The organism is Planomonospora parontospora (assembly GCA_014647935.1).
Taxonomy (GTDB): Bacteria; Actinomycetota; Actinomycetes; order Streptosporangiales; family Streptosporangiaceae; genus Planomonospora; species Planomonospora parontospora.
Genome location: BMQD01000006.1, coordinates 297,039 through 315,856 on the forward strand (window position 1 = coordinate 297,039; position 18,818 = coordinate 315,856).

14 protein-coding genes and 1 tRNA gene are annotated in these 18,818 nt (G+C 72.7%); 9 read left to right on the plus strand and 6 right to left on the minus strand.

Annotation, left to right across the window (positions count from 1 at the left end; translation table 11 throughout):
* Positions 1 to 115 precede the first annotated feature (115 nt).
* The 4 genes from IEZ07_RS12325 to IEZ07_RS12340 form a co-directional block, all read right to left on the minus strand.
* Complete coding sequence (locus tag IEZ07_RS12325; protein ID WP_191894865.1) at positions 116 to 970, minus strand: EI24 domain-containing protein; 855 nt, start codon at positions 968 to 970, stop codon at positions 116 to 118.
* Positions 971 to 1,182: 212 nt separating this feature from the next.
* Entirely contained in the window at positions 1,183 to 1,776 is a 594-nt protein-coding gene (locus IEZ07_RS12330) for a Maf family protein (RefSeq protein WP_191894866.1), read from the minus strand.
* A 110-nt stretch (positions 1,777 to 1,886) separates the two neighbouring features.
* Positions 1,887 to 2,885: a hypothetical protein gene (locus IEZ07_RS12335; protein ID WP_191894867.1), complete on the minus strand. Its 999-nt coding sequence runs from the start codon at positions 2,883 to 2,885 to the stop codon at positions 1,887 to 1,889.
* A 146-nt stretch (positions 2,886 to 3,031) separates the two neighbouring features.
* Positions 3,032 to 3,763 (minus strand): aminoacyl-tRNA hydrolase, encoded by a 732-nt coding sequence (locus IEZ07_RS12340; protein WP_239319789.1) that lies wholly within the window; start codon positions 3,761 to 3,763, stop codon positions 3,032 to 3,034.
* 541 nt (positions 3,764 to 4,304) lie between these two features.
* Here IEZ07_RS12340 and IEZ07_RS12345 point away from each other — a divergent pair.
* The 9 genes from IEZ07_RS12345 to IEZ07_RS12385 all read left to right on the plus strand — a co-directional run bounded on the left by IEZ07_RS12345 (position 4,305) and on the right by IEZ07_RS12385 (position 16,830).
* Positions 4,305 to 6,008 carry an ABC transporter family substrate-binding protein gene (locus IEZ07_RS12345; RefSeq protein ID WP_301549318.1) on the plus strand — a complete coding sequence of 568 codons (1,704 nt, stop codon included), beginning with the start codon at positions 4,305 to 4,307 and terminating at the stop codon, positions 6,006 to 6,008.
* A gap of 151 nt (positions 6,009 to 6,159) precedes the next feature.
* On the plus strand, positions 6,160 to 7,668 hold the full coding sequence (locus IEZ07_RS12350; protein ID WP_191894869.1) for an ABC transporter permease: 1,509 nt from the start codon (positions 6,160 to 6,162) through the stop codon (positions 7,666 to 7,668).
* A gap of 15 nt (positions 7,669 to 7,683) precedes the next feature.
* A complete protein-coding gene (locus tag IEZ07_RS12355) occupies positions 7,684 to 8,667 on the plus strand; it encodes an ABC transporter permease (protein WP_191894870.1) in 984 nt (327 codons plus the stop codon).
* Positions 8,667 to 9,830, plus strand: coding sequence for an ABC transporter ATP-binding protein (locus tag IEZ07_RS12360; RefSeq protein ID WP_068898814.1), 1,164 nt, complete (start codon positions 8,667 to 8,669; stop codon positions 9,828 to 9,830). Before IEZ07_RS12355 ends, IEZ07_RS12360 begins: the two co-directional genes overlap by 1 nt.
* Positions 9,827 to 10,861 carry an ABC transporter ATP-binding protein gene (locus IEZ07_RS12365; protein ID WP_191894871.1) on the plus strand — a complete coding sequence of 345 codons (1,035 nt, stop codon included), beginning with the start codon at positions 9,827 to 9,829 and terminating at the stop codon, positions 10,859 to 10,861. Before IEZ07_RS12360 ends, IEZ07_RS12365 begins: the two co-directional genes overlap by 4 nt.
* Positions 10,862 to 11,069: 208 nt before the next feature.
* On the plus strand, positions 11,070 to 14,336 hold the full coding sequence (locus IEZ07_RS12370) for an AfsR/SARP family transcriptional regulator (protein WP_191894872.1): 3,267 nt from the start codon (positions 11,070 to 11,072) through the stop codon (positions 14,334 to 14,336).
* A 116-nt stretch (positions 14,337 to 14,452) separates the two neighbouring features.
* On the plus strand, positions 14,453 to 15,979 hold the full coding sequence (locus IEZ07_RS12375) for an MFS transporter (RefSeq protein ID WP_191894873.1): 1,527 nt from the start codon (positions 14,453 to 14,455) through the stop codon (positions 15,977 to 15,979).
* A 102-nt stretch (positions 15,980 to 16,081) separates the two neighbouring features.
* Positions 16,082 to 16,654, plus strand: a complete 573-nt coding sequence (locus IEZ07_RS12380; RefSeq protein WP_191894874.1) for a dihydrofolate reductase family protein — start codon at positions 16,082 to 16,084, stop codon at positions 16,652 to 16,654.
* 17 nt (positions 16,655 to 16,671) lie between these two features.
* Positions 16,672 to 16,830, plus strand: coding sequence for a hypothetical protein (locus IEZ07_RS12385; RefSeq protein ID WP_191894875.1), 159 nt, complete (start codon positions 16,672 to 16,674; stop codon positions 16,828 to 16,830).
* 133 nt (positions 16,831 to 16,963) lie between these two features.
* Here the strand turns inward: IEZ07_RS12385 and IEZ07_RS12390 are convergent.
* Together IEZ07_RS12390 and IEZ07_RS12395 are read right to left on the minus strand one after the other, a co-directional pair.
* Positions 16,964 to 17,036, minus strand: a tRNA-Ala gene (locus tag IEZ07_RS12390).
* A 112-nt stretch (positions 17,037 to 17,148) separates the two neighbouring features.
* Entirely contained in the window at positions 17,149 to 18,660 is a 1,512-nt protein-coding gene (locus IEZ07_RS12395; RefSeq protein WP_191894876.1) for a vWA domain-containing protein, read from the minus strand.
* Positions 18,661 to 18,818 lie beyond the last annotated feature (158 nt).

Here is an 18,818-nt window from a genome sequence, read left to right on the forward strand (position 1 = left end):
CAGACAGCATCGCCGGATCGGGGCCGGCGCTCCGCCCTCCGCCGCAGCCCTGTGGACGACCGGTGGCCGGTCGGCGCGCCTGTGGACGAGGCCCCTTCCCGAAGGCCCGGCAGGGTCAGGGACGACCCGGCGGAGGTCCGGGCGGCGAGCTCCGGGGCGGAAGGCTGCCCGGCGGGGCCTGCGGCGGGAGAGCGCCCGGCGGGAAGGCTCGGGGCGGGATGTTCCCGGCGGCCAGCCGCGTGCGGACCATGATGGCCGCCCCCGCGACGGCGGCGGGCATGGCGACCACCGCGCCCAGCGGGATGAGGAAGAGCAGGAACAGCAGCACCCCGAAGCCGAGCGCGAGCGCCTTGTCCCCGCGGAGCAGCGCGAACCGGCTCCTGCGGGCCAGGCCCCTGCGCTCCATGGCCAGTGCGGTGAGCTCGACCGTGAGGAAGAAACCCGAGACCATGGCGCCCAGCACCGGGACCACGGTCTGCCCGATCACCGGCACGAAGCCCAGGAAGAACAGCGGGACCGTGAACAGCAGCACGTATCCGAGGGTGACCAGGCTGTCCTTGATCGACCGCGGGATCGATCTCCACAGCGGCAGCTCGTGTCCGGTGGGCACCTCCCCGTAGGTCCGCTCGACCTGCTCCGAGAGCTTCTCGTAGAACGGCTCACCGACGACCAGGGTCACCGCGGCGAAGGTCACCACGGCCAGCACCAGCCCCGCTCCGAAGACCACCACGCCGACCATGATCCGGAAGGTGTTCCGGAGTCCTTCGCCCCATCCGTCGGCGAACGGTGTCAGCCATCCGGCCAGGTCGCCGGCGCTCGTTCCCAGGAAGTAGAGCCCCACGGCGTAGAGCACGAACACGATCAGCGCCGGGATCAGGCCGAACAGCCACCACCCCGGATGGCGCGCGACCCAGCGCAGTCCCTGGAGGAAGAACCCCATACCGCCGGTGAAGGAGCGGATTACACCCATGCCGCGAAGATTATCGGGATCCGTCGCCCGCCGTGCACCGCCGCCCGCCACGCCGTTCCGGAAAGGCCCCTGTCCCCTGCCCCGCGCCGTGCCCCGCGGCCCGGGAGGGCCGACCGGTGCGGACACCGCCCGGAGGGCCGACCGGGAAGGCTCGAGCGGGGGTCAGGAGCGACGGCGGAGGCCAGGAACGACGCCAGAGATCGAGGCGGTGGTCAGGAGCGACGCCAGAGATCGGGGACGGAGACCCCCAGGGTGGAGAGGAGGCGGCGCAGGAGCGGGAGGGAGATGCCCAGCACGTTGCCGTGGTCGCCGTCGATGCCCTCGACGAACCAGCCCCCCGGGCCGTCCAGGGTGAAGGCCCCCGCGACGCGCAGGGGCTCGCCGGTGGCGACGTAGGCGTCGATCTCGGCGTCGTCCGGAGTGCCGAAGCGGACCGTCGTGGCGCCGACCTCGGCGGCCTCCCTGCCGGTGGCGGTGTCGATCACGCAGTGCCCGGTGAGCAGACGGCCGCTCCGGCCGCGCATGTGCCGCCAGCGTGCCGCGGCGTCCTCGGGTGAGGACGGCTTGCCGTACGCTCTGCCGTCGAGCTCCAGGACCGAGTCGCAGCCGATCACCAGAGGGCCGGCCAGGTCCCGCGCCACCGCCGCGGCCTTCGTCCTGGCCAGGGTGAGGCAGAGCTCGGCGGGGGTGTCCGCGGTGACGGCGTCCTCGTCCACGCCGCTGACGATCACCTTGGGATCGAGCCCGGCGCTGCGGAGCAGGGCGAGGCGGGCGGGCGAGGCGGAGGCGAGCACGAGCCGGGTCACGGCGCCCACCCTATCGGCGTCCGCCCGCGTCCGCCCGCGTCCGCCCGCGCGCCGGTCCGTCTCCCGGCGGGTCCGGCGGGGTCCGTCCGCCGGGCGGGTGGGTGCGGGTCCTACAGCCGCTCGACGGAGGAGGTCGCTGTGTTGATGTCGCGCCAGTGCTTGCGCTGGACGTCGGGGATCGTCACGAAGACCATGGCGGGCTTGGCCCGGCCGGACTCGCTCAGGACCACCGCGGCCATGGAGGAGCGGCTCTTGCCCTTCACCTTGTACGTCACCCGGTAGGCGAGCAGCCAGCCGTCCTCGAGCGGCTGGGAGGCGCTCCAGCGGATCCTGCTGCCCTTGGGGTGGTGGTTGAGCGTCCAGCGCGCGGCCAGGATGGCGGTGTCCTTCAGGTTCGCCTGCGCCTCGATCGGAACCGGGCAGCTCACCAGCATCGCCCGGTGCCCCGCGCCCTTCACCGGAGGCAGCACCTGCTTGGTCGAGAACGGCGAGGCGCCGTAGGTCTTCCACGGCTTGCCCAGCCGGACCAGCGACACGCCGGACTTCTCGTCCTCGATGCGGCGCTTGGACGGCAGCGCCTTGCCGGGGAACCGGGCGAGCCTCCTGTCACGCGGCGGCCCGGGCACGCGAGGGTCCGCCAGGGCTGCGGTCACGGCGCTGCCGTCCGGCGCCGGGCTGGGAGAGGAGGTCGCCGCGGACGGAGAGGAGGTCGCCGCAGATGCGGAGGAGGTCGCCGCGAGGGGCGAGGGGGTCGCCGCCGGCGGGGAGGGCGGCGGCGAACCGAGGCCGGACGAGGGCGCAGCGGCGGGTGGCGCGGCGACCCGCCCCGGCGCCTCCTCGCCCGGCCGGTCAGCGGAGCCGGAGGACATGAATCCGACCAGGGCGGCGATCGCGGCCACCACCACCGCGGTGGCCCCCGCCAGGACGCGGTAGATCACACGCATCGGCAGGTCGCCGATCCGGGAGCGCTTCACCGGTGACGCCGGGCGGACGGGCGGCGTCTCAGCGACGATCTTGGGTAGCTCGGACGTCTCCGCCTCGGCCGCCATATACGTGGGGGTGACACCCGTCTCCCGGGCCCCCGGAGTACCACCCAACCCATCGAGCACGATCGGGAGCGTACGACAAATCCTCTTTTCTCGTCCGCGATACCCATCACACTTCGGGAACGAGTGGGTTGCGCCCGCCTTCCGATCCGGGCACGGGAGCCGCCTGCCGCACGGCTCCCGCCCGGCGGCCCGCCTCGTCCCGGCCGCTACCCGGAGGCCGCGCCCCGGAGGGATCCACCCGCGCGGAAGCCGCCGGGACGCAGCCACGAGGCGTCCGCGACCACGGTGCACGAGCCCGGCTCGATCTCGGTGAAGCCCGCGTCCCGGACCACCGGCAGGTCGCCGCCGGACAGGGCCGCCCAGTCCGCCGGGTCGGCCGTCCGCACGGCGATCGCGAACCCCCGCGCACGCCACTCCCGCCGGATCTCCTCGCCGGCTCCCCACCAGGCGAACTGGGCGGCGTGCCCGGCCTGGGCCATCGCCTTCCCCGCCGACATCGCGAGCCGGGGGTTGATCCAGAGCACCGCCCCCTCCCCCGGCGGCCCGGGTTCGGCGGAATCCGCCAGCTCGGTGCCGGAGACCTGGAGTCTCGCCAGCTCCCGGGGCCAGGCGTCCAGCGGGACCGGCGGGTGGACCCTGACCTCGGCGGTCCCGTGCGCGACGGTCAGGCCCGGCAGTTCGAGCACGCGCCGCCACTCGGCTCCGCGCGCCCGCCGTACGACCTTCCTGATCCGGCCCCGTTCCCAGCTCCGCACCGCCTCGGCCCATTCGCCGCCCTGCGCCGCCCGGGCGTCGCCGAGCAGGGCCAGTACGGCCAGCGCGGCGGCCTCCAGCGCGTCGGTCCGCTCGGGCGGGGCGGACCTCTCGATCCGCACCACCAGGGGAAGGACCCGCTGCTCCACCGTGTCGCGCCGCTCCAGCGTGTCGTGTTCGCTCACGCCTTCAAGGATGCCCTCCGCGGGACGGGGCGGGGCCGGAGGGCGGGACGCCGGCCCTCCCGGTCAGGAGTTCGGCGGGGCCGCGGCCCGGTGCCCGGCGGAGGCCGAAGCCACGGTAAGAGGGTGTTCTCCGGAGGGAAAAGGGAGGAAGCTCTTTCCAGCCGATCGGTCACCCACCGTGGCGAGAGACCCACTCTCGGGCGGTGGAGCGACCAGGAAATACACGACTCCCGGGCACATCCCCCTCCCGGACAAACGCCGTCTATCACTCTCCGTCATCCCACATATTGGGATTATTCGGTCAAAGGTTACGTTTTTCCTGATAATCACCTATTTCAGGGTTTCGCGCTTCACGCCCGACTTTGTTACAGCTTGGGACGGTAGCGGTCTCAGGTCTGCAACACACCCCGAGTCCCACTTGTCCGACTGCAAGTCATGATGGTCAGCTTTGCTCAATCATGCTGGCGGCTGTTCTCACATCGAATCCCTAAGGAGTGCTGCCGTGTTCCACACGCGGACATCTGGCAAGTTTCTAGCTGCAGTGGCGGGAGGTGCACTCCTGCTGAGCGCCTGCGCGGGCGAGAACTCGGCGAGCGAACCCACCGCCTCCGGTTCGGCCTCGGCCTCCGCTCCCGCGGCGCAGACGGTCACCTACGCCTACGAGCAGGAGTTCCACTCCTACAACAACAACACCACCGCCGAGAACGCCACCCGTAACGCCGGTCCGCTGCAGCGCGTGCTGACGGGCTTCTGGATCTACGGGGAGAACGGCAAGATCACCCCGAACACGGACTTCGGCACCTACGAGAAGACCTCCGACGACCCGCTGACCGTCGAGTACACGATCAACGACAAGGCCGTCTGGTCGGACGGCACGCCGATCGACTGCGATGACGTCATGCTGTGGTGGGCCTTCCGCTCCGGCAAGGTCAAGGGCTTCGCGTCGTCCGACACCAACGGCGTGCAGGACACGAAGATGCCCGAGTGCGAGAAGGGTGGCAAGAAGTTCACCCTGATCTACGACAAGCCCTTCGCCGACTGGCACGCCAACGGCCCCGCCACCACCGAGGTCATGCCGGCCCACGTGGTCGCCAAGCAGGACGGGCTGTCGGAGGAGGAGTTCATCGCCGCGGTCAAGGACCTCGACGACAAGAAGCTCGCCAAGGGCATCAAGTTCTTCAACGAGGGCTGGGTCATCGAGGGCTCGCTGCCCGACCCGGCGCTGATCCCGTCCTCCGGCCCGTACAAGCTCTCCAAGCTGGACGCCGGCCAGTCGCTGACCTTCGTGGCCAACGACAAGTGGTGGGGCGCCCCGCCGGCGACCCCGACCGTCGTCGAGCGCTTCATCGCCCTGGACGAGCAGGCCCAGGCGCTGCAGAACCGCGAGGTCCAGATCGTCGAGCCGCAGCCCGGCCCGGACGTGCTCAACCAGCTCAACGCACTGGAGGGCGTGAAGGTCAACGCCACCACCCAGTACACCTACGAGCACCTGGACTTCAACTTCGACTCCAGCCCGTTCAAGGACAAGGCGCTGCGTGAGGCCTTCGCCAAGTGCGTGCCCCGGCAGCTGATCGTCGACAACCTGATCAAGCCGGTCGACCCCAACGCCAAGACCCTCGACATCCGCAACGTCGCGCCGTTCCAGAGCAACTACGACGCCGTGCTGCAGGCCAGCGGCGGCCCCGGCGCCTACGCCCAGCAGGACATCGAGGGCGCCAAGGCGCTCCTGGACAAGGCCGGCAAGAGCGGGCTCAAGGTCAAGATCGGCTACCAGACCCCGAACCCGCGCCGCACCGCCGCGGTGCAGCTGATCGCCGACTCCTGCAACAAGGCCGGTTTCAAGATCGAGGACGGCGGCTCCGAGGACTTCTTCGGCACCGTGATGCCCGCCAACAACTACGACGTCGCGCTGTTCGCCTGGTCCGGCTCCTCGCTGGTCAGCGGCTGGGCCTCCACCTTCACCACGCCGAAGAAGTGCGACGGCGAGAGCAAGGGCAACAACAACGGCTGCTACTCCAGCAAGAAGGTCGACGAGCTCGTCGCTCAGCTGAACTCGACCGTCGACGTGGCCGCCCAGGACCCGATCATCGCCGAGATCGAGAAGAACCTCTGGACCGACCTCGCCACCATCCCGCTGTTCCAGCACCCCGGTCTGACCGCCTGGGACGAGACCCTGCAGGGCGTCGTGCCGAACCCCGCGCAGTCGACCATCACCTGGAACATGGACAAGTGGGCCATGTCGTAGGCGTCGTAGCCTGCCCGCCGTCCTAGGTCCCGCAGACCGCACGTGCGGTTGACGGAACACCCACCCCCAGGGCCGGAACCGGAGAATCACCAGACTCCGGTTCCGGCCCTGGCCCGCACCTACAGTCCTTCACAGAGCAGGAGGTGACGTAATGATCGTCTTCATCGCGCGGAGACTGGTCATCTCGTTCTTCGTCCTCCTGGCGGCCACCGTCATCATGTTCGTTCTCACGGCGCTCTCGGGCGATCCGTTGGAAGACCTCCGCCAGGACGCCAGCCCCAACAAGGCCGCGAAGATCGCGGACCGCACCGAGCGCATGCAGCTCGACGAACCGATCCCCGTTCGCTACCTCAGCTGGCTGGGCAACATCGTCCGCGGCGACCTCGGCGTCAACCGCGACGGCCACGACGTGGCGACCATGCTCGGCGAGGCCCTGTCGGCCACGCTCCAGCTCGTCATCGCCGCCACCGTGATGGCCATCATCATCGGCGTGATCATCGGCATCATCTCGGCGCTCCGCCAGTACAGCGGCTTCGACTACACCGTCACCTTCGCCGCCTTCGTCTGCTTCTCGCTCCCGATCTTCTGGATCGCGGTCATGCTCAAGCAGTACATGGCCATCGAGTTCAACAACTGGCTCAAGGACCCGGCCATCCCGCCGACGGTCATCGGCGCCCTGGCCCTCCTGTCCGGCCTGGTCTTCGGCGCCCTCACCGTCGGCGACCGCAGGCGGCGGCTGATCTCCTTCGCCGTCGGCCTCGCCGTCGGCGGCGCGCTGTTCGCGTTCCTGTCGGCCACCCGCTGGTTCGCCGACCCCGGTTTCGGGCTCCCGCTCACCCTGGCCATCGCGCTCGCCGGGGCGGTGGGCCTCACCGTCCTGTCCGCCGGGCTGCGCCAGCGCGGGCCCCTCTACGCCGCCCTGGCCGCCGCCGTGATCGGCGCCGCCTCCTCCGAGGTCCTCGGCCCCCTGCTCGCCGATCCCAGCTGGCTGGAGATCGCCGGTCTCGCCCTGCTGACGGTCGCGGTCTGCGCCGGCCTCGGGTACGGCATCGGCGGGCTCCAGCGCCGCCAGGCGATCACCGCCGCGGTGCTCACCGGCCTGTTCACCGGCGGCGTCGTCTTCGTCGACCGCATGCTCCAGGCCTTCAACGGCTACAGCGCCGCGGTGCGCGGCCGCCCGATCTCCACGATCGGCGCCCGCACGCCGAACTTCGAGGGCGACTTCTGGCAGATGAACCTGGACACCGCCGGCCACCTGCTGCTGCCGACCATGGCGCTCATCCTGATCTCGCTGGCGACCTACACCCGCTACAGCCGGGCGAGCATGCTGGAGGTCATGAACCAGGACTACGTGCGGACCGCCCGCGCCAAGGGCCTGCCGGAGCGGACCGTCGTGGTCAAGCACGCCTTCCGCAACGGGCTCATCCCGATCACCACCCTGATGGCCGTCGACTTCGCCGGCGTCATCGGCGGGGCGGTCGTCACCGAGAACGTCTTCGGCTGGCAGGGCATGGGCAACCTGTTCATCGACGGGCTCCGCGAGGTCGACCCCGCTCCGGTCATGGCGTTCTTCATCGTGACCGGGACCGCGATCGTCGTCTTCAACATGATCGCCGACATCCTCTACGCCTACCTCGACCCGCGCATCCGGCTGTCCTGAGATCGGAGAACCATCATGACGCTCAATGCGCAGGCACCGGGGCCCGACACCGCCCCTGACGCACAGGGCCTGACCATCACCGCCCGCACCCAGGGGCAGATGGTCCGCCGCCGGTTCTTCCGGCACCGCGCCGCCCTCGCCGGAATGATCATCCTCGGTTTCGTGGTCGTCCTGGCGTTCAGCTCGATCGGCTTCGCCGGCATCCCCGGCTGGTGGGACAAGAGCTACCTCGACACCGGCGCGCTGGTGAACCAGGGCAAGCCGACCCTCAGCCTCGTCCCCGAATTCCTCGGCGGGGACGGCTTCCGCATCGGCGAGCACCCCTTCGGCCAGGACGACATCGGCATCGACTACTTCGCGCTGACCATGCGCGGCGCCCAGCAGTCGCTGATCATCGCGTTCCTCGTCGGCATCGTCGCCACCGCCGTCGGTACCGTCGTCGGCGCCGCGGCCGGCTACTTCCGCGGCGCGGCCGAGGCCACGCTCATGCGCCTCACCGACGTGATGATCACCATCCCGGTGCTCATCATCGCGGCGGTGATCGGCCGGATGATGGGCGACAGCGGCGCCGTCGTCCTCGGGCTCTTCCTCGGCCTGGTGCTCTGGCCCACCCTGGGCCGCCTGGTCCGCGGCGAGTTCCTCTCCCTGCGGGAGAAGGAGTTCGTCGAGGCCGCCCGGGCGGTCGGCACCTCGGCCAAGCGGATCATCTTCCGGCACATCCTGCCGAACACCGTCGGCGTCATCATCGTCGCGGCCACGCTCTCGGTCGCCAACGCGGTGCTGCTGGAGTCGGCGCTGTCCTTCCTCGGCCTCGGCGTCCAGGCGCCGGACACCTCGCTCGGCCAGCTCATCAGCCGCTACCGCAGCGCCATGGTGACCCGCCCGTGGCTGTTCTGGTGGCCCGGCCTGTTCATCATCCTGATCGCGCTCTCGATCAACTTCATCGGTGACGGCCTGCGCGACGCCTTCGACCCCCGACAGACCCGGGTGCGTGCCTAATGACGACTTCCCCGAACGTGCCGATCGAGCCCCGCGTGGACGACCCGCACACCTTCGAGCTCTCCTCCCACGTGACCGACTCCGCCGAGGACGTGCACGTCGGCCTGACGCTGGACGCCGTGCGCCCGCCCTCGGAGGAGGAGATCCTCAAGGTCGAGAACCTGACCGTGGAGTTCCCCACCGAGGACGGCGTCGTGCACGCGGTCCGGGGCGTCTCCTACACCCTGCGCGAGCGCGAGGTGCTCGGCATCGTCGGCGAGTCCGGCTCCGGCAAGTCCGTCTCGTCGCTGGCCGTCATGGGCCTGCTGCCCAGGAGCGCCCGGATCAAGGGGCGGATCCTGTTCCGCGGCGACGACATGCTGAAGATGTCCGCCCGCAAGCAGCGGGGCCTGCGCGGCCGGAAGATCGCCATGGTCTTCCAGGACCCGATGACGGCGCTCAACCCCGTCTACACCATCGGCGACCAGCTGGCCGAGGCCGTGCTCGCGCACGAGCTCATGCCGCGCAAGACCGCCCTGGCCCGGGCCAAGGAGATGCTCGACCTGGTCGGCATCCCGCAGGCCGAGGCGCGGCTGCGCAGCTACCCGCACGAGTTCTCCGGCGGCATGCGGCAGCGAGCGATGATCGCCATGGCGGTCATCAACAACCCGGACGTCATCATCGCCGACGAGCCGACCACGGCCCTCGACGTGACCGTCCAGGCGCAGATCCTGGAGAAGCTCCTGGAGGTCAAGGACGCGGTCAACGCCGCCATCGTGCTGATCACGCACGACCTGGGCGTCATCGCGGGCATGGCCCACCGGGTCCTGGTCATGTACGCCGGGCGCCCGGTCGAGCTCGGCGACACCGACCCGGTGTTCGAGGAGCCCCGCATGCCGTACACCGCGGGTCTGCTCGGGTCGATCCCCTCGCTGGACAAGGGCAGCGGCTCGGCCCGGCTGCGCCCGATCAAGGGCACGCCCCCGTCGCTGATCAACCTGCCGACCGGCTGCCCGTTCTCGCCGCGCTGCCCGCTGGCCACGGACGTCTGCCGGAGCTCCGAGCCCCCGCTGGCCGAGACCGACAGCGGCGGGCACTACGCGGCCTGCCACCACTGGGACCGGCTGGCCGCGGCCGAGGACCCGACCGAGTTCTTCCGCACCGAGAGTGAGACCGTGGCATGAGCGTGAAGACCGAGGAGACGCCCGCGCCCCAGCGCGAGCCGGACACCGGCGCCCACCTGCTCGAGGTCAAGGACCTGGTGATGAACTTCCCGGTCCGCGGCGGCGGTCTCCTGCGCCGGGTGGTGGCCCACGTCCAGGCCGTCAGCGGGGTCTCCATGCACGTGGACGAGGGCGAGACCCTCGGCGTGGTGGGCGAGTCCGGCTGCGGCAAGTCCACGACGGGCCGCGCGATCCTCCAGCTGCACACGCCCACCTCCGGCTCGGTCCGGTTCCAGGGCCGGGAGCTGGTCGGCCTGTCGGCCAAGCGGCTCCAGCCGGTCCGGCGGGACATGCAGATCGTCTTCCAGGACCCGTACGCCTCGCTCAACCCGAAGCTGCCGGTCAACGACATCATCGCCGAGCCGCTGAAGGTCCACGGGCGCTGGAAGGACGGCGGCCCGGACCGGGTGGCGGAGCTGCTGCGCCTGGTCGGGCTCAGCCCCGAGCACGGCAACCGCTACCCGCACGAGTTCTCCGGCGGCCAGCGCCAGCGCGTCGGCATCGCCCGCGCCCTGGCGCTGGAGCCGAAGCTGCTGGTGCTGGACGAGCCGGTCTCGGCGCTGGACGTGTCGGTCCAGGCGGGCGTGGTGAACCTGCTGGAGGACCTGCAGGAGCGGCTCGGCCTGGCCTACATCTTCATCGCGCACGACCTGTCGGTGGTCCGCCACATCTCCGACCGGGTCGCGGTGATGTACCTGGGCAAGGTCATCGAGACCGGTCCCCGGGACGACCTCTACGACCGCCCCGCGCACCCCTACACGCAGGCGCTCCTCTCGGCCGCCCCCACGGCCAACCCGAAGGAGGAGCGCGCCCGCGAGCGCGTCATCCTCACCGGCGACGTGCCCAGCCCCCTGAACCCGCCGAGCGGCTGCCGCTTCCGCACCCGCTGCTGGAAGGCCCAGGAGATCTGCGCCGTCGAGGAGCCCGCACTCGTCGACCGGGGCAACGGCCACCCGGTGGCCTGCCACTTCGCGGAGGTCACCGCCCGCTGACCGTGCCTCCGGGGCCTCCGGGGGCCTCCGGGGGCCTCCGGGGGCCTCCGCGGACCCCTATGGGCCCCTATGGGGCTCTGCGGGCTTTCGCCTGCCGCACCGGAGCGAGCCGTACGGGGACCCTCCCGTACGGCTCGCCGCGTTCCCGGGCTCTTCCCCCGGCTCTCCGGGTTCGCCGGATTCCCCCGGCTCCTGGGACAATCCCGCCATGCGGTTCGGTGTCCTGGGGGCTCTGGAGGTCCGGCTCGGCGACGGGCGCGCTGTCGCCGTCGGCGGGCCCCGGTTGCGGGCGTTGCTGGCCCTGCTGCTGCTCGACGCCGGACGGGTCGTCACCGTCGAGCGGCTGGTCGGCGGCCTCTACGGTGACGGCCGGGCCCCCGGTGACTCCGTGGGAGCCCTCCAGGCGCAGGTCTCCCGGCTCCGCGCCCTCCTCGGCGACCGGGGCGACGGCGGCGAGCTGGTCGTCCGCCGCCCGGCGGGCTACCTGATCGCCGTCGATCCCGAGGCCGTGGACGCGTGCCGGTTCGAGCGGCTGGCCGCCGAGGGCCGCCGGGCGCTCTCCGCCGGCGACCCGGAGCGGGCCTCGGCGCTGCTGGAGGAGGCGCTCGGCCTCTGGCGCGGGCCCGCGCTGGCCGACGTCGGCGACGCGCCGTTCGCCGCGGCGCAGGCCGTACGGCTGGAGGAGGCGCGGCTGGCCGCCGCCGAGGACCGCGCGGAGGCCGAGCTGGCGACCGGCCGCCACCGGGAGGCGGTGACCGTGCTCCAGGAGCTGGTCGCCGCGCACCCCCTGCGGGAGCGGCCCGCCGGGCAGCTCATGCGGGCGCTGTACGCGTGCGGCAGGCAGGCCGACGCGCTGGCGGTGTTCGAGGGGATCCGGCGGCGGCTCGCCGAGGAGCTCGGCGCCGACCCGTCCGCCGGACTGACCGCGACCCACCTCGCGATCCTGCGGGCCGAGCCCTCCCTCGCCCCCGCCGGAACCGCCGGCACCGCGGACACCGCGGATCCTCCCCCGGACCTGCCCCGCGGGCTGCCGGCCCACCTCACCCCGCTGATCGGGCGCGCGGACGAACTGGAGCGGATCCGGGTCCTGCTCGGCGGCGGCCGGCTGGTCACGCTCACCGGTCCCGGCGGGACCGGCAAGACCAGGCTCGCCACCGAGGCCGCCGGGCGCCTGGACGGCGAGGTCTGCTTCGTGGAGCTCGGACCGCTCGGCGACGGCGCGGAGGTGCCGCAGGCGGTGCTCGGCGCGCTCGGACTGCGCGAGACCGGTCTGCTCTCGGCGCCGAACCGGCAGCAGCCCGCGCCCGACCCGACCGGCCGGCTGGTCGCCGCGCTCACCGGCCGGAGCGTCCTGCTGGTCCTCGACAACTGCGAGCACGTGGTGGACGACGCCGCACGCCTCGCCGACCGGCTGCTGAGCGCCTGCCCGGGAGTGCGGGTGCTGGCCACCAGCCGGGAGGCGCTCGGCATCACGGGCGAGGTGCTCTGCCCCGTCCCGCCCCTGGAACTGCCCGGACCGGGCGACCCCCCCGAGCGGGCGGCCTCGGTGCGGCTGTTCGCGGAGCGGGCCTCGGCCGTGCGACCGGACTTCACCCTCGGCTCCGGCCCGGAGTCCGGTGCGGACGACGCCACCGCCCGGGCCGTCGTGCAGATCTGCCGGTCCCTCGACGGCCTGCCCCTGGCGATCGAGCTGGCCGCGGCCAGGCTGCGCTCACTCACCGCCGTGGAGATCGCCGCCCGGCTCGACGACCGCTTCCGGCTGCTGTCGCGCGGCAGCCGTACGGCCCAGCCCCGCCACCGGACGCTGCACGCGGTCGTGGGCTGGAGCTGGGACCTGCTGGACGAGGACGAGAGGACGATGGCCAGGCGGCTGACCGTCTTCGCGGGCGGGGCCACCCTGGAGGCCGCCGAGCGGGTCTGCGGAGTGGCCGACGCCGACGGCGTCCTCGCCTCGCTGGTGGACAAGTCCTTCGTCGAGGTGGTCGGCGGACGCTACCGGATGCTGGAGACGATCCGCGCCTTCTGCGCCGAGCGGCTCGCCGAGGCGGGCGAGGAGGAGCGGCTGCGCCGGGCCCATCTGGACCATTTCCTCGGCCTCGCCGAGACCGCCGACCCCCACCTGCGCCGCGACGGGCAGCTGGAGTGGCTGGAGCGGCTGGACCACGAGCACGACAACCTGCACGCCGCGCTGCACCGGGCGGCCAGGGCCGGGGACCTCGGACCGGCCCTGCGGCTGCTGGCCGCCCTGACGTGCTACTGGTGGTTGCGCTCCCTGCGCAGCGAGGCGTCGGCGCTCGCCCGCGACCTCCTCGACGGGCTCGACGCCGGTCCCCCGGCCGGGCTGGCCGACGAGTACGCGCTCTGCGTGATGACCGCCGTCTCGGGCGGCGGCGGGGACCGCCGGCTGGACGCCCACCTGGAGGCCGTCCGCAAGATCATGAACGAGCGGGACAGCATGCCCCGGCAGCCGTTCGCCAACGTCCTGTGGGCGATGGTCGCCGGCCCGCCGGAGCCGGACGTCGCCCGGGAGATGATGCGCCGCTGGGAGCGGATCGAGGTGAACGACCCGTGGCTGTCGGCGATCGGCCACTTCGGATGGGCGTACTTCCGGCTGTTCGACGGGGATCTGGAGGAGGCCGGGCAGGAGTTCGCGCTCGCGCTCGCGGACTTCCGGTCCGTCGGCGACCGGTGGGGCATGGCGCAGGCGATCTCCGGCCTGGCCGACATCGCCGGCCGGCGCGGGGAGCGGGCGAAGGCCTCCTCGCTGACGGACCAGGCGCTGGCCCTCGCCGAGCGGCTGGGCGCCGCCATCGACGTGGCCGAGCTGCTGCACCGCCGCGCCGACGGGCGACTCCGCGACGGGGACACGGCGGGGGCGCGCGCCGACTACGAGCGGGCGGCCGAGCTCGGGCGGCGGGCGGGCGCCTGGGAGGTGCTGGCCGCCGCCCACCTCGGACTGGGCGAGATCGCCCGGTTCCGGGGCGACCTGGAGGAGGCGCGCCGCAGCTGCGAGGCGGCGCTCGCCGAGTGCTCGGCGGGGTGGTTCGACGTCGAGGAGACGCGGGCCCGCGTGTGCGTCGCGCTGGGGTGGGTGGCCGAGGCGGAGGGCGACGCCGCCGGGGCCCTGGCCTGGTACCGGCGGGCGTTCACGACCGGGCGCGGCGTCCGCGACCTGACTCTGGCGGCCCGCGTCGCCGAAGGCCTCGCCGGGGTGGCGCTGCTGGAGCGGGACGGCGAGCGGGCCGCCCTGCTGCTGGGCGCGGGCGCCGCGCTGCGGGGTCTTCCATCCGCGAACGATCCCGACGCCGCCCGGGTGGCCGGTCGATGCCGCGCCCTGATCGGCGGCGCCGCCTACGAGGCGGCCCGCGCGCGGGGTGTCGAGGCGGTCCGCGGCGGCAGGTCCGTCCTCGGCGCCGTGCCGCGGCCGGCGCCGCTCACCGTCATCGGCGAGCACCTGTCCGCACTCGGCCGATGATCCGTCAGCAGCCGGTCGATGTCCGTCGGCGCTCGGTCGGTGATCCGTCAGCAGCCGGTCGGTGCCCGTCAGTGCTCGGTCGGTGATCCGTCAGCGCCGTCGCCGACGCTGACGGCATGAGAAACGACTCCCGCAAGTGGGGCACGCTCGTGATCGCGTGCCTGGCCATGCTGATGCTCTCCGTCGACCTGACCGTGCTCCACCTCGCCGTGCCCAAGCTGGTCGAGGACCTGGCCCCGTCGGCGACCCAGCAGCTCTGGATCGCCGACGTGTACGGCTTCGCGCTGGCCGGGCTGCTGGTCACCATGGGCAACCTGGGTGACCGGATCGGCCGCAGGCGGCTGCTGCTCTTCGGCACGGCCGCGTTCGGCGCGGCCTCCCTGCTGACCGCCTACGCCCCCACCCCCGAACTGCTCATCGCCGCGCGGGCGCTGCTGGGCGTCGCGGGGGCCACCATCATGCCGTCGACCCTCTCGCTGATCCGCAACGTCTTCACCGACTCCGCGGAGCGGACCACCGCGGTGGGCATCTGGAGCAGCATCGGCGCGGCCGGCTTCGCCCTCGGCCCGCTGGTGGGCGGCGCCCTGCTGAACGAGTTCTTCTGGGGATCGGTCTTCCTGGTCAACCTGCCGGTGGTCGCGGTGATCCTCGTCGCGGGGCTGGCCGTGCTGCCCGAATCGCGCAACCCCCGCCCCGGCCGGATCGACCTGGTCAGCGTGCCGCTCTCCTTCACCGGGATCGTCGCGGTCGTCTACGCGCTGAAGGAGGCCGCCCACGGGGGAGCCGGCCAGACCGCGGTGATCGCGGCGGCCGTGGTCGGCGTCGTCACGCTGGCGGTGTTCGTCCGCCGTCAGGCCCGGCTGGCCGAGCCGCTCATCGACGTCCGGCTCTTCCGCAACCACGCCTTCTCCGCCGCGGTGGGCTCCACCCTCGTCGCCATGTTCGCCATGATCGCCATGTCCCTCCTCTTCGCCCAGTACTTCCAGCTCGTCCTGGGCTGGTCGCCGCTGGCGGCGGGCCTGGCGGGCCTGCCCGGCGGGGTGGGGGCCGCGATCGGCGGCTCGGCCGCGGCCCCGCTGATCACCCGGATGGGACGCGCCCGGACCGTCGCGCTGGGCATGGCGCTGGCCGCGGCCGGGTTCGCCCTCTACAGCCGGGTGGGCCTCGAGGTCCACTACCCCTACCTCGCCGCCACGATGATCCTCACCAGCACCGGCATCGGGCTGACCTTCGCCGTCGTCAACGACACCGTCATCGCCTCGGCCCCCCGGGAGCGCGCCGGAGCCGCCGCGGCGATCTCCGAGACCGCGAGCGAGATGGGCGGCGCGCTGGGCATCGCCGTACTCGGGACCGTGCTGAGCAGTGCCTACCGCGGCGGGCTGGAGCTGCCCGCCGGGCTCCCCGCCGGAGCCGCGGAGCAGATCCGCGACACCCTCGGCGGCGCGCTCGCCACCGCCGCGACGCTGCCCGGGGAGCTCGCCGGAGCCGTCGCCGGAGCCGCGCGTCAGGCGTTCGTCGGGGCCCTGCAGACGACCGTGCTCACCGGGGCGGGCATCCTCGCCGTCCTCGCGGTGGCGTCCCTGTTCGCGCTGCGGGGCGTGCCCAAGGTCCTCGACGAGATCCCCGAGCCCAGCCGCGCCTGACGCCTGCCGCCGCTCGGGGTTCCTCCGCACTTGACACCACTCCGCTCGTAGTACTACGTTTCAAGCACTACACACAGAGTACTTCATCAGGAGTTATTCGATATGCGAAAGCTCGTCTACTACGTCGGCGTCTCCCTCGACGGCTACATCGCAGGCCCCGACGCCGAGTTCGACTTCTACCCGGTGTCGGAGGAGATGGCCGCCTGGATCAACGCGCGCTACCCCGAGACGCTCCCCACCCACATCCGCAGGCTCGTCGGCCTCGACGACGCGCCCAACAAGGCCTTCGACACGCTGGTGATGGGCCGCGGCACCTACGAGCCGGCCCTGGACGTCCCCACCACCAGCCCCTACTCCCACCTGCGCCAGTACGTCGTCTCCAGCACGCTGACGATCGACGACCCCACGGTGCAGGTGGAGACCGGCGACCCGATCGGGCTCGTCCGGCGGCTGAAGGCCGAGGACACCGGCATGGACGTCTACCTCTGCGGCGGCGGCAGGCTCGCCGCCTCCCTGCTCACGGAGATCGACGAGATCATCCTCAAGAGCTACCCCGTGGTGGCCGGCGCGGGCATCCCCATGTTCGCCGGAGGGTTCCGCCCCACCCTGTTCACCCCCACCCGGCGCGAGACCTTCGGCAACGGCGCCCAGGTCACCTGGCTCACCAGGGCTTAGAACCACAAGGAGAGAGCATGCGCATCGAACTTCCCGCCCCGATCGGCCGACCCGGGACCGACCCCCGCACCAGGTCGCCGCACCGGCACGGACACCCGGCGCGCGACCTCAAGCCCACGGCCCGGACCGATCTCTCCCGCCGCCCGGCCGCCGCCCCCCGCCGCAGCGGCTACTGAGCGGACCGGCCTGCGACGGCGACCTGCTCGGCCGGATCCACCGACCGGGAAAACGACGAGATCCCGTCCGATCGGAATGATCGGACGGGATCTCGTCGACGCGCTTCGGGCCGTTTCGACAACGGCCCCGAGGTGGAGCTATGGGGATTCGAACCCCAGACCTCCTCCATGCCATGGAGGCGCGCTACCAGCTGCGCCATAGCCCCTCGGTGCGCGCTCGGGGCGTTCACCCCAGCGGCACCACGCCAGTGTATAGGACAACCGCCCGCACCCCGTAACCGCCGGGCACGGCCGACGGTCACGGCTCCCGGGGACGGCCTAGCCGAGTGCGGCGGCCCGGTCGATCAGGCCGGCCAGCTCCGTCACCATCGGGTCCTCGGTCGTCTCCGCCAGGCGGGCCGCGTGCCGGCCGAGCTCGCGGAGGTCCAGGCCGGCCGTCGCCTCGCGGGAGCGCAGGTGCTCGGCGAAGGACGCGGCCACCACGTCCACCTGGAACCTGGGCGAGGTCCCCTCCCACAGGGCACCGGACAGGTCGCGCTCGTCCAGCGACCGGCTGGCCTCGGCGGGGTGACGGGTGTCGGGGTCCTGCCACCGCACGGTCGCCGTCGCCAGCTGACCGGACGCCCCGGCGCGCAGCCTCACCCGGTACAGGGCCGTCACCGAGTGGCCCGGTCCGACCTCGCCGCCGTCCCGGGCGTCGTCGCGGAAGTCCTCGGCCGCGAGCTCCCGGTTCTCGTAGCCGATGAGGCGGTACGACTCCACCACCGAGGGGTTGAAGGCGACCTGGGCCTTGGCGTCGCGGGCCCGCAGGTCGAGGGTGGTGGTGAGCCGCTCCGCGAAGACCTCGCGGGCGTCGCCGGCCGAGCCGACGTAGACGGCGGCGCCGTCGCCGTTGTCGGCCAGCTGCTCCATCAGCGCGTCGCCGTACTCGCGGCCGACCCCGACGCAGAGCAGGGTGATCCGCCTCCCGGCGGACTCCTTCACCCGGTCCAGGATGCCCTGCCAGCTCGTCTCACCGGTGTTGGCCAGGCCGTCGGAGAGCAGGATGACCCGGTTGGTGGCCATCGACCGGAAGGACCGGGCCGCCTCGGCGTACCCCTCGGCCAGCCCCGCCTCCAGGTTCGTCGACTGCCGTACGGTCAACCGCTCGACGGCCGCGTGCAGTTCGGCCCTGCCGGTGGCCGGGGTCATCGGGACGAGCGTCTCCGCCTCGTCGCTGAAGGCCACGACGGCGACCCGGTCCCCCGGCCCCAGCCGGTCGACGAGCCCGTGCAGCGACTCCCGGACCAGGTCGAGACGTCCGGGCTCGGCCATCGAGCCGGAGACGTCCACCACGAAGGTCAGGTTCGCCGGGCGCCGCGTCTCCGGGTCGGCTCCGCGGGTCTGCAGGCCGACCCGGACCAGTGCGGCCCCGCTGCCCGGCAGGCGCGCCCCGTCCAGGTGCACGGCGAAGCCGTCGCCGCCGGGCTCGGCGTAGTCCTGCCGGAAGGAGTTGACGAACTCCTCCGGTCTGACCTGGACGGGGTCGGGCCGGCCGCCCTCGGTGAGGACCCGCCTGGCGTGGCCGTACGAGGCGGTGTCCACGTCGAGGGCGAAGGTGGAGACCTGCCCGGGGGCGGAGTCGCGCTCTGCGGGGGCGCCGGTCTCCGCGTGCCCCGGGGCTTCGGCCTCCCGGCCCGCGGGCCGCTCCGGCGGGGCGGCGGCCTCGCCCTGCCGGATCCTCGGCTCTCCGACGGGTTTGCTGGTGCCGCTCTCCGATGACCCGCCGCACGCGGCGGCGAGCTGCAGGGCGATCACGGCGAGGGCGATGGCGAGCGGACGGGACTTCATGTCGCCTCCAGAGGGGATGGGCGTCACCCCCTATGACGGCGTCCCGGCGACGCGCGCCGGGCGCTTGACCCAAGCGAGCGCGAACCGTGTCCGGCGTGTGATCGGCCCTTCCGGACGGGGTCCCGCGCACCGGACCCGAGCCCGCGCGCGGGCGGCGC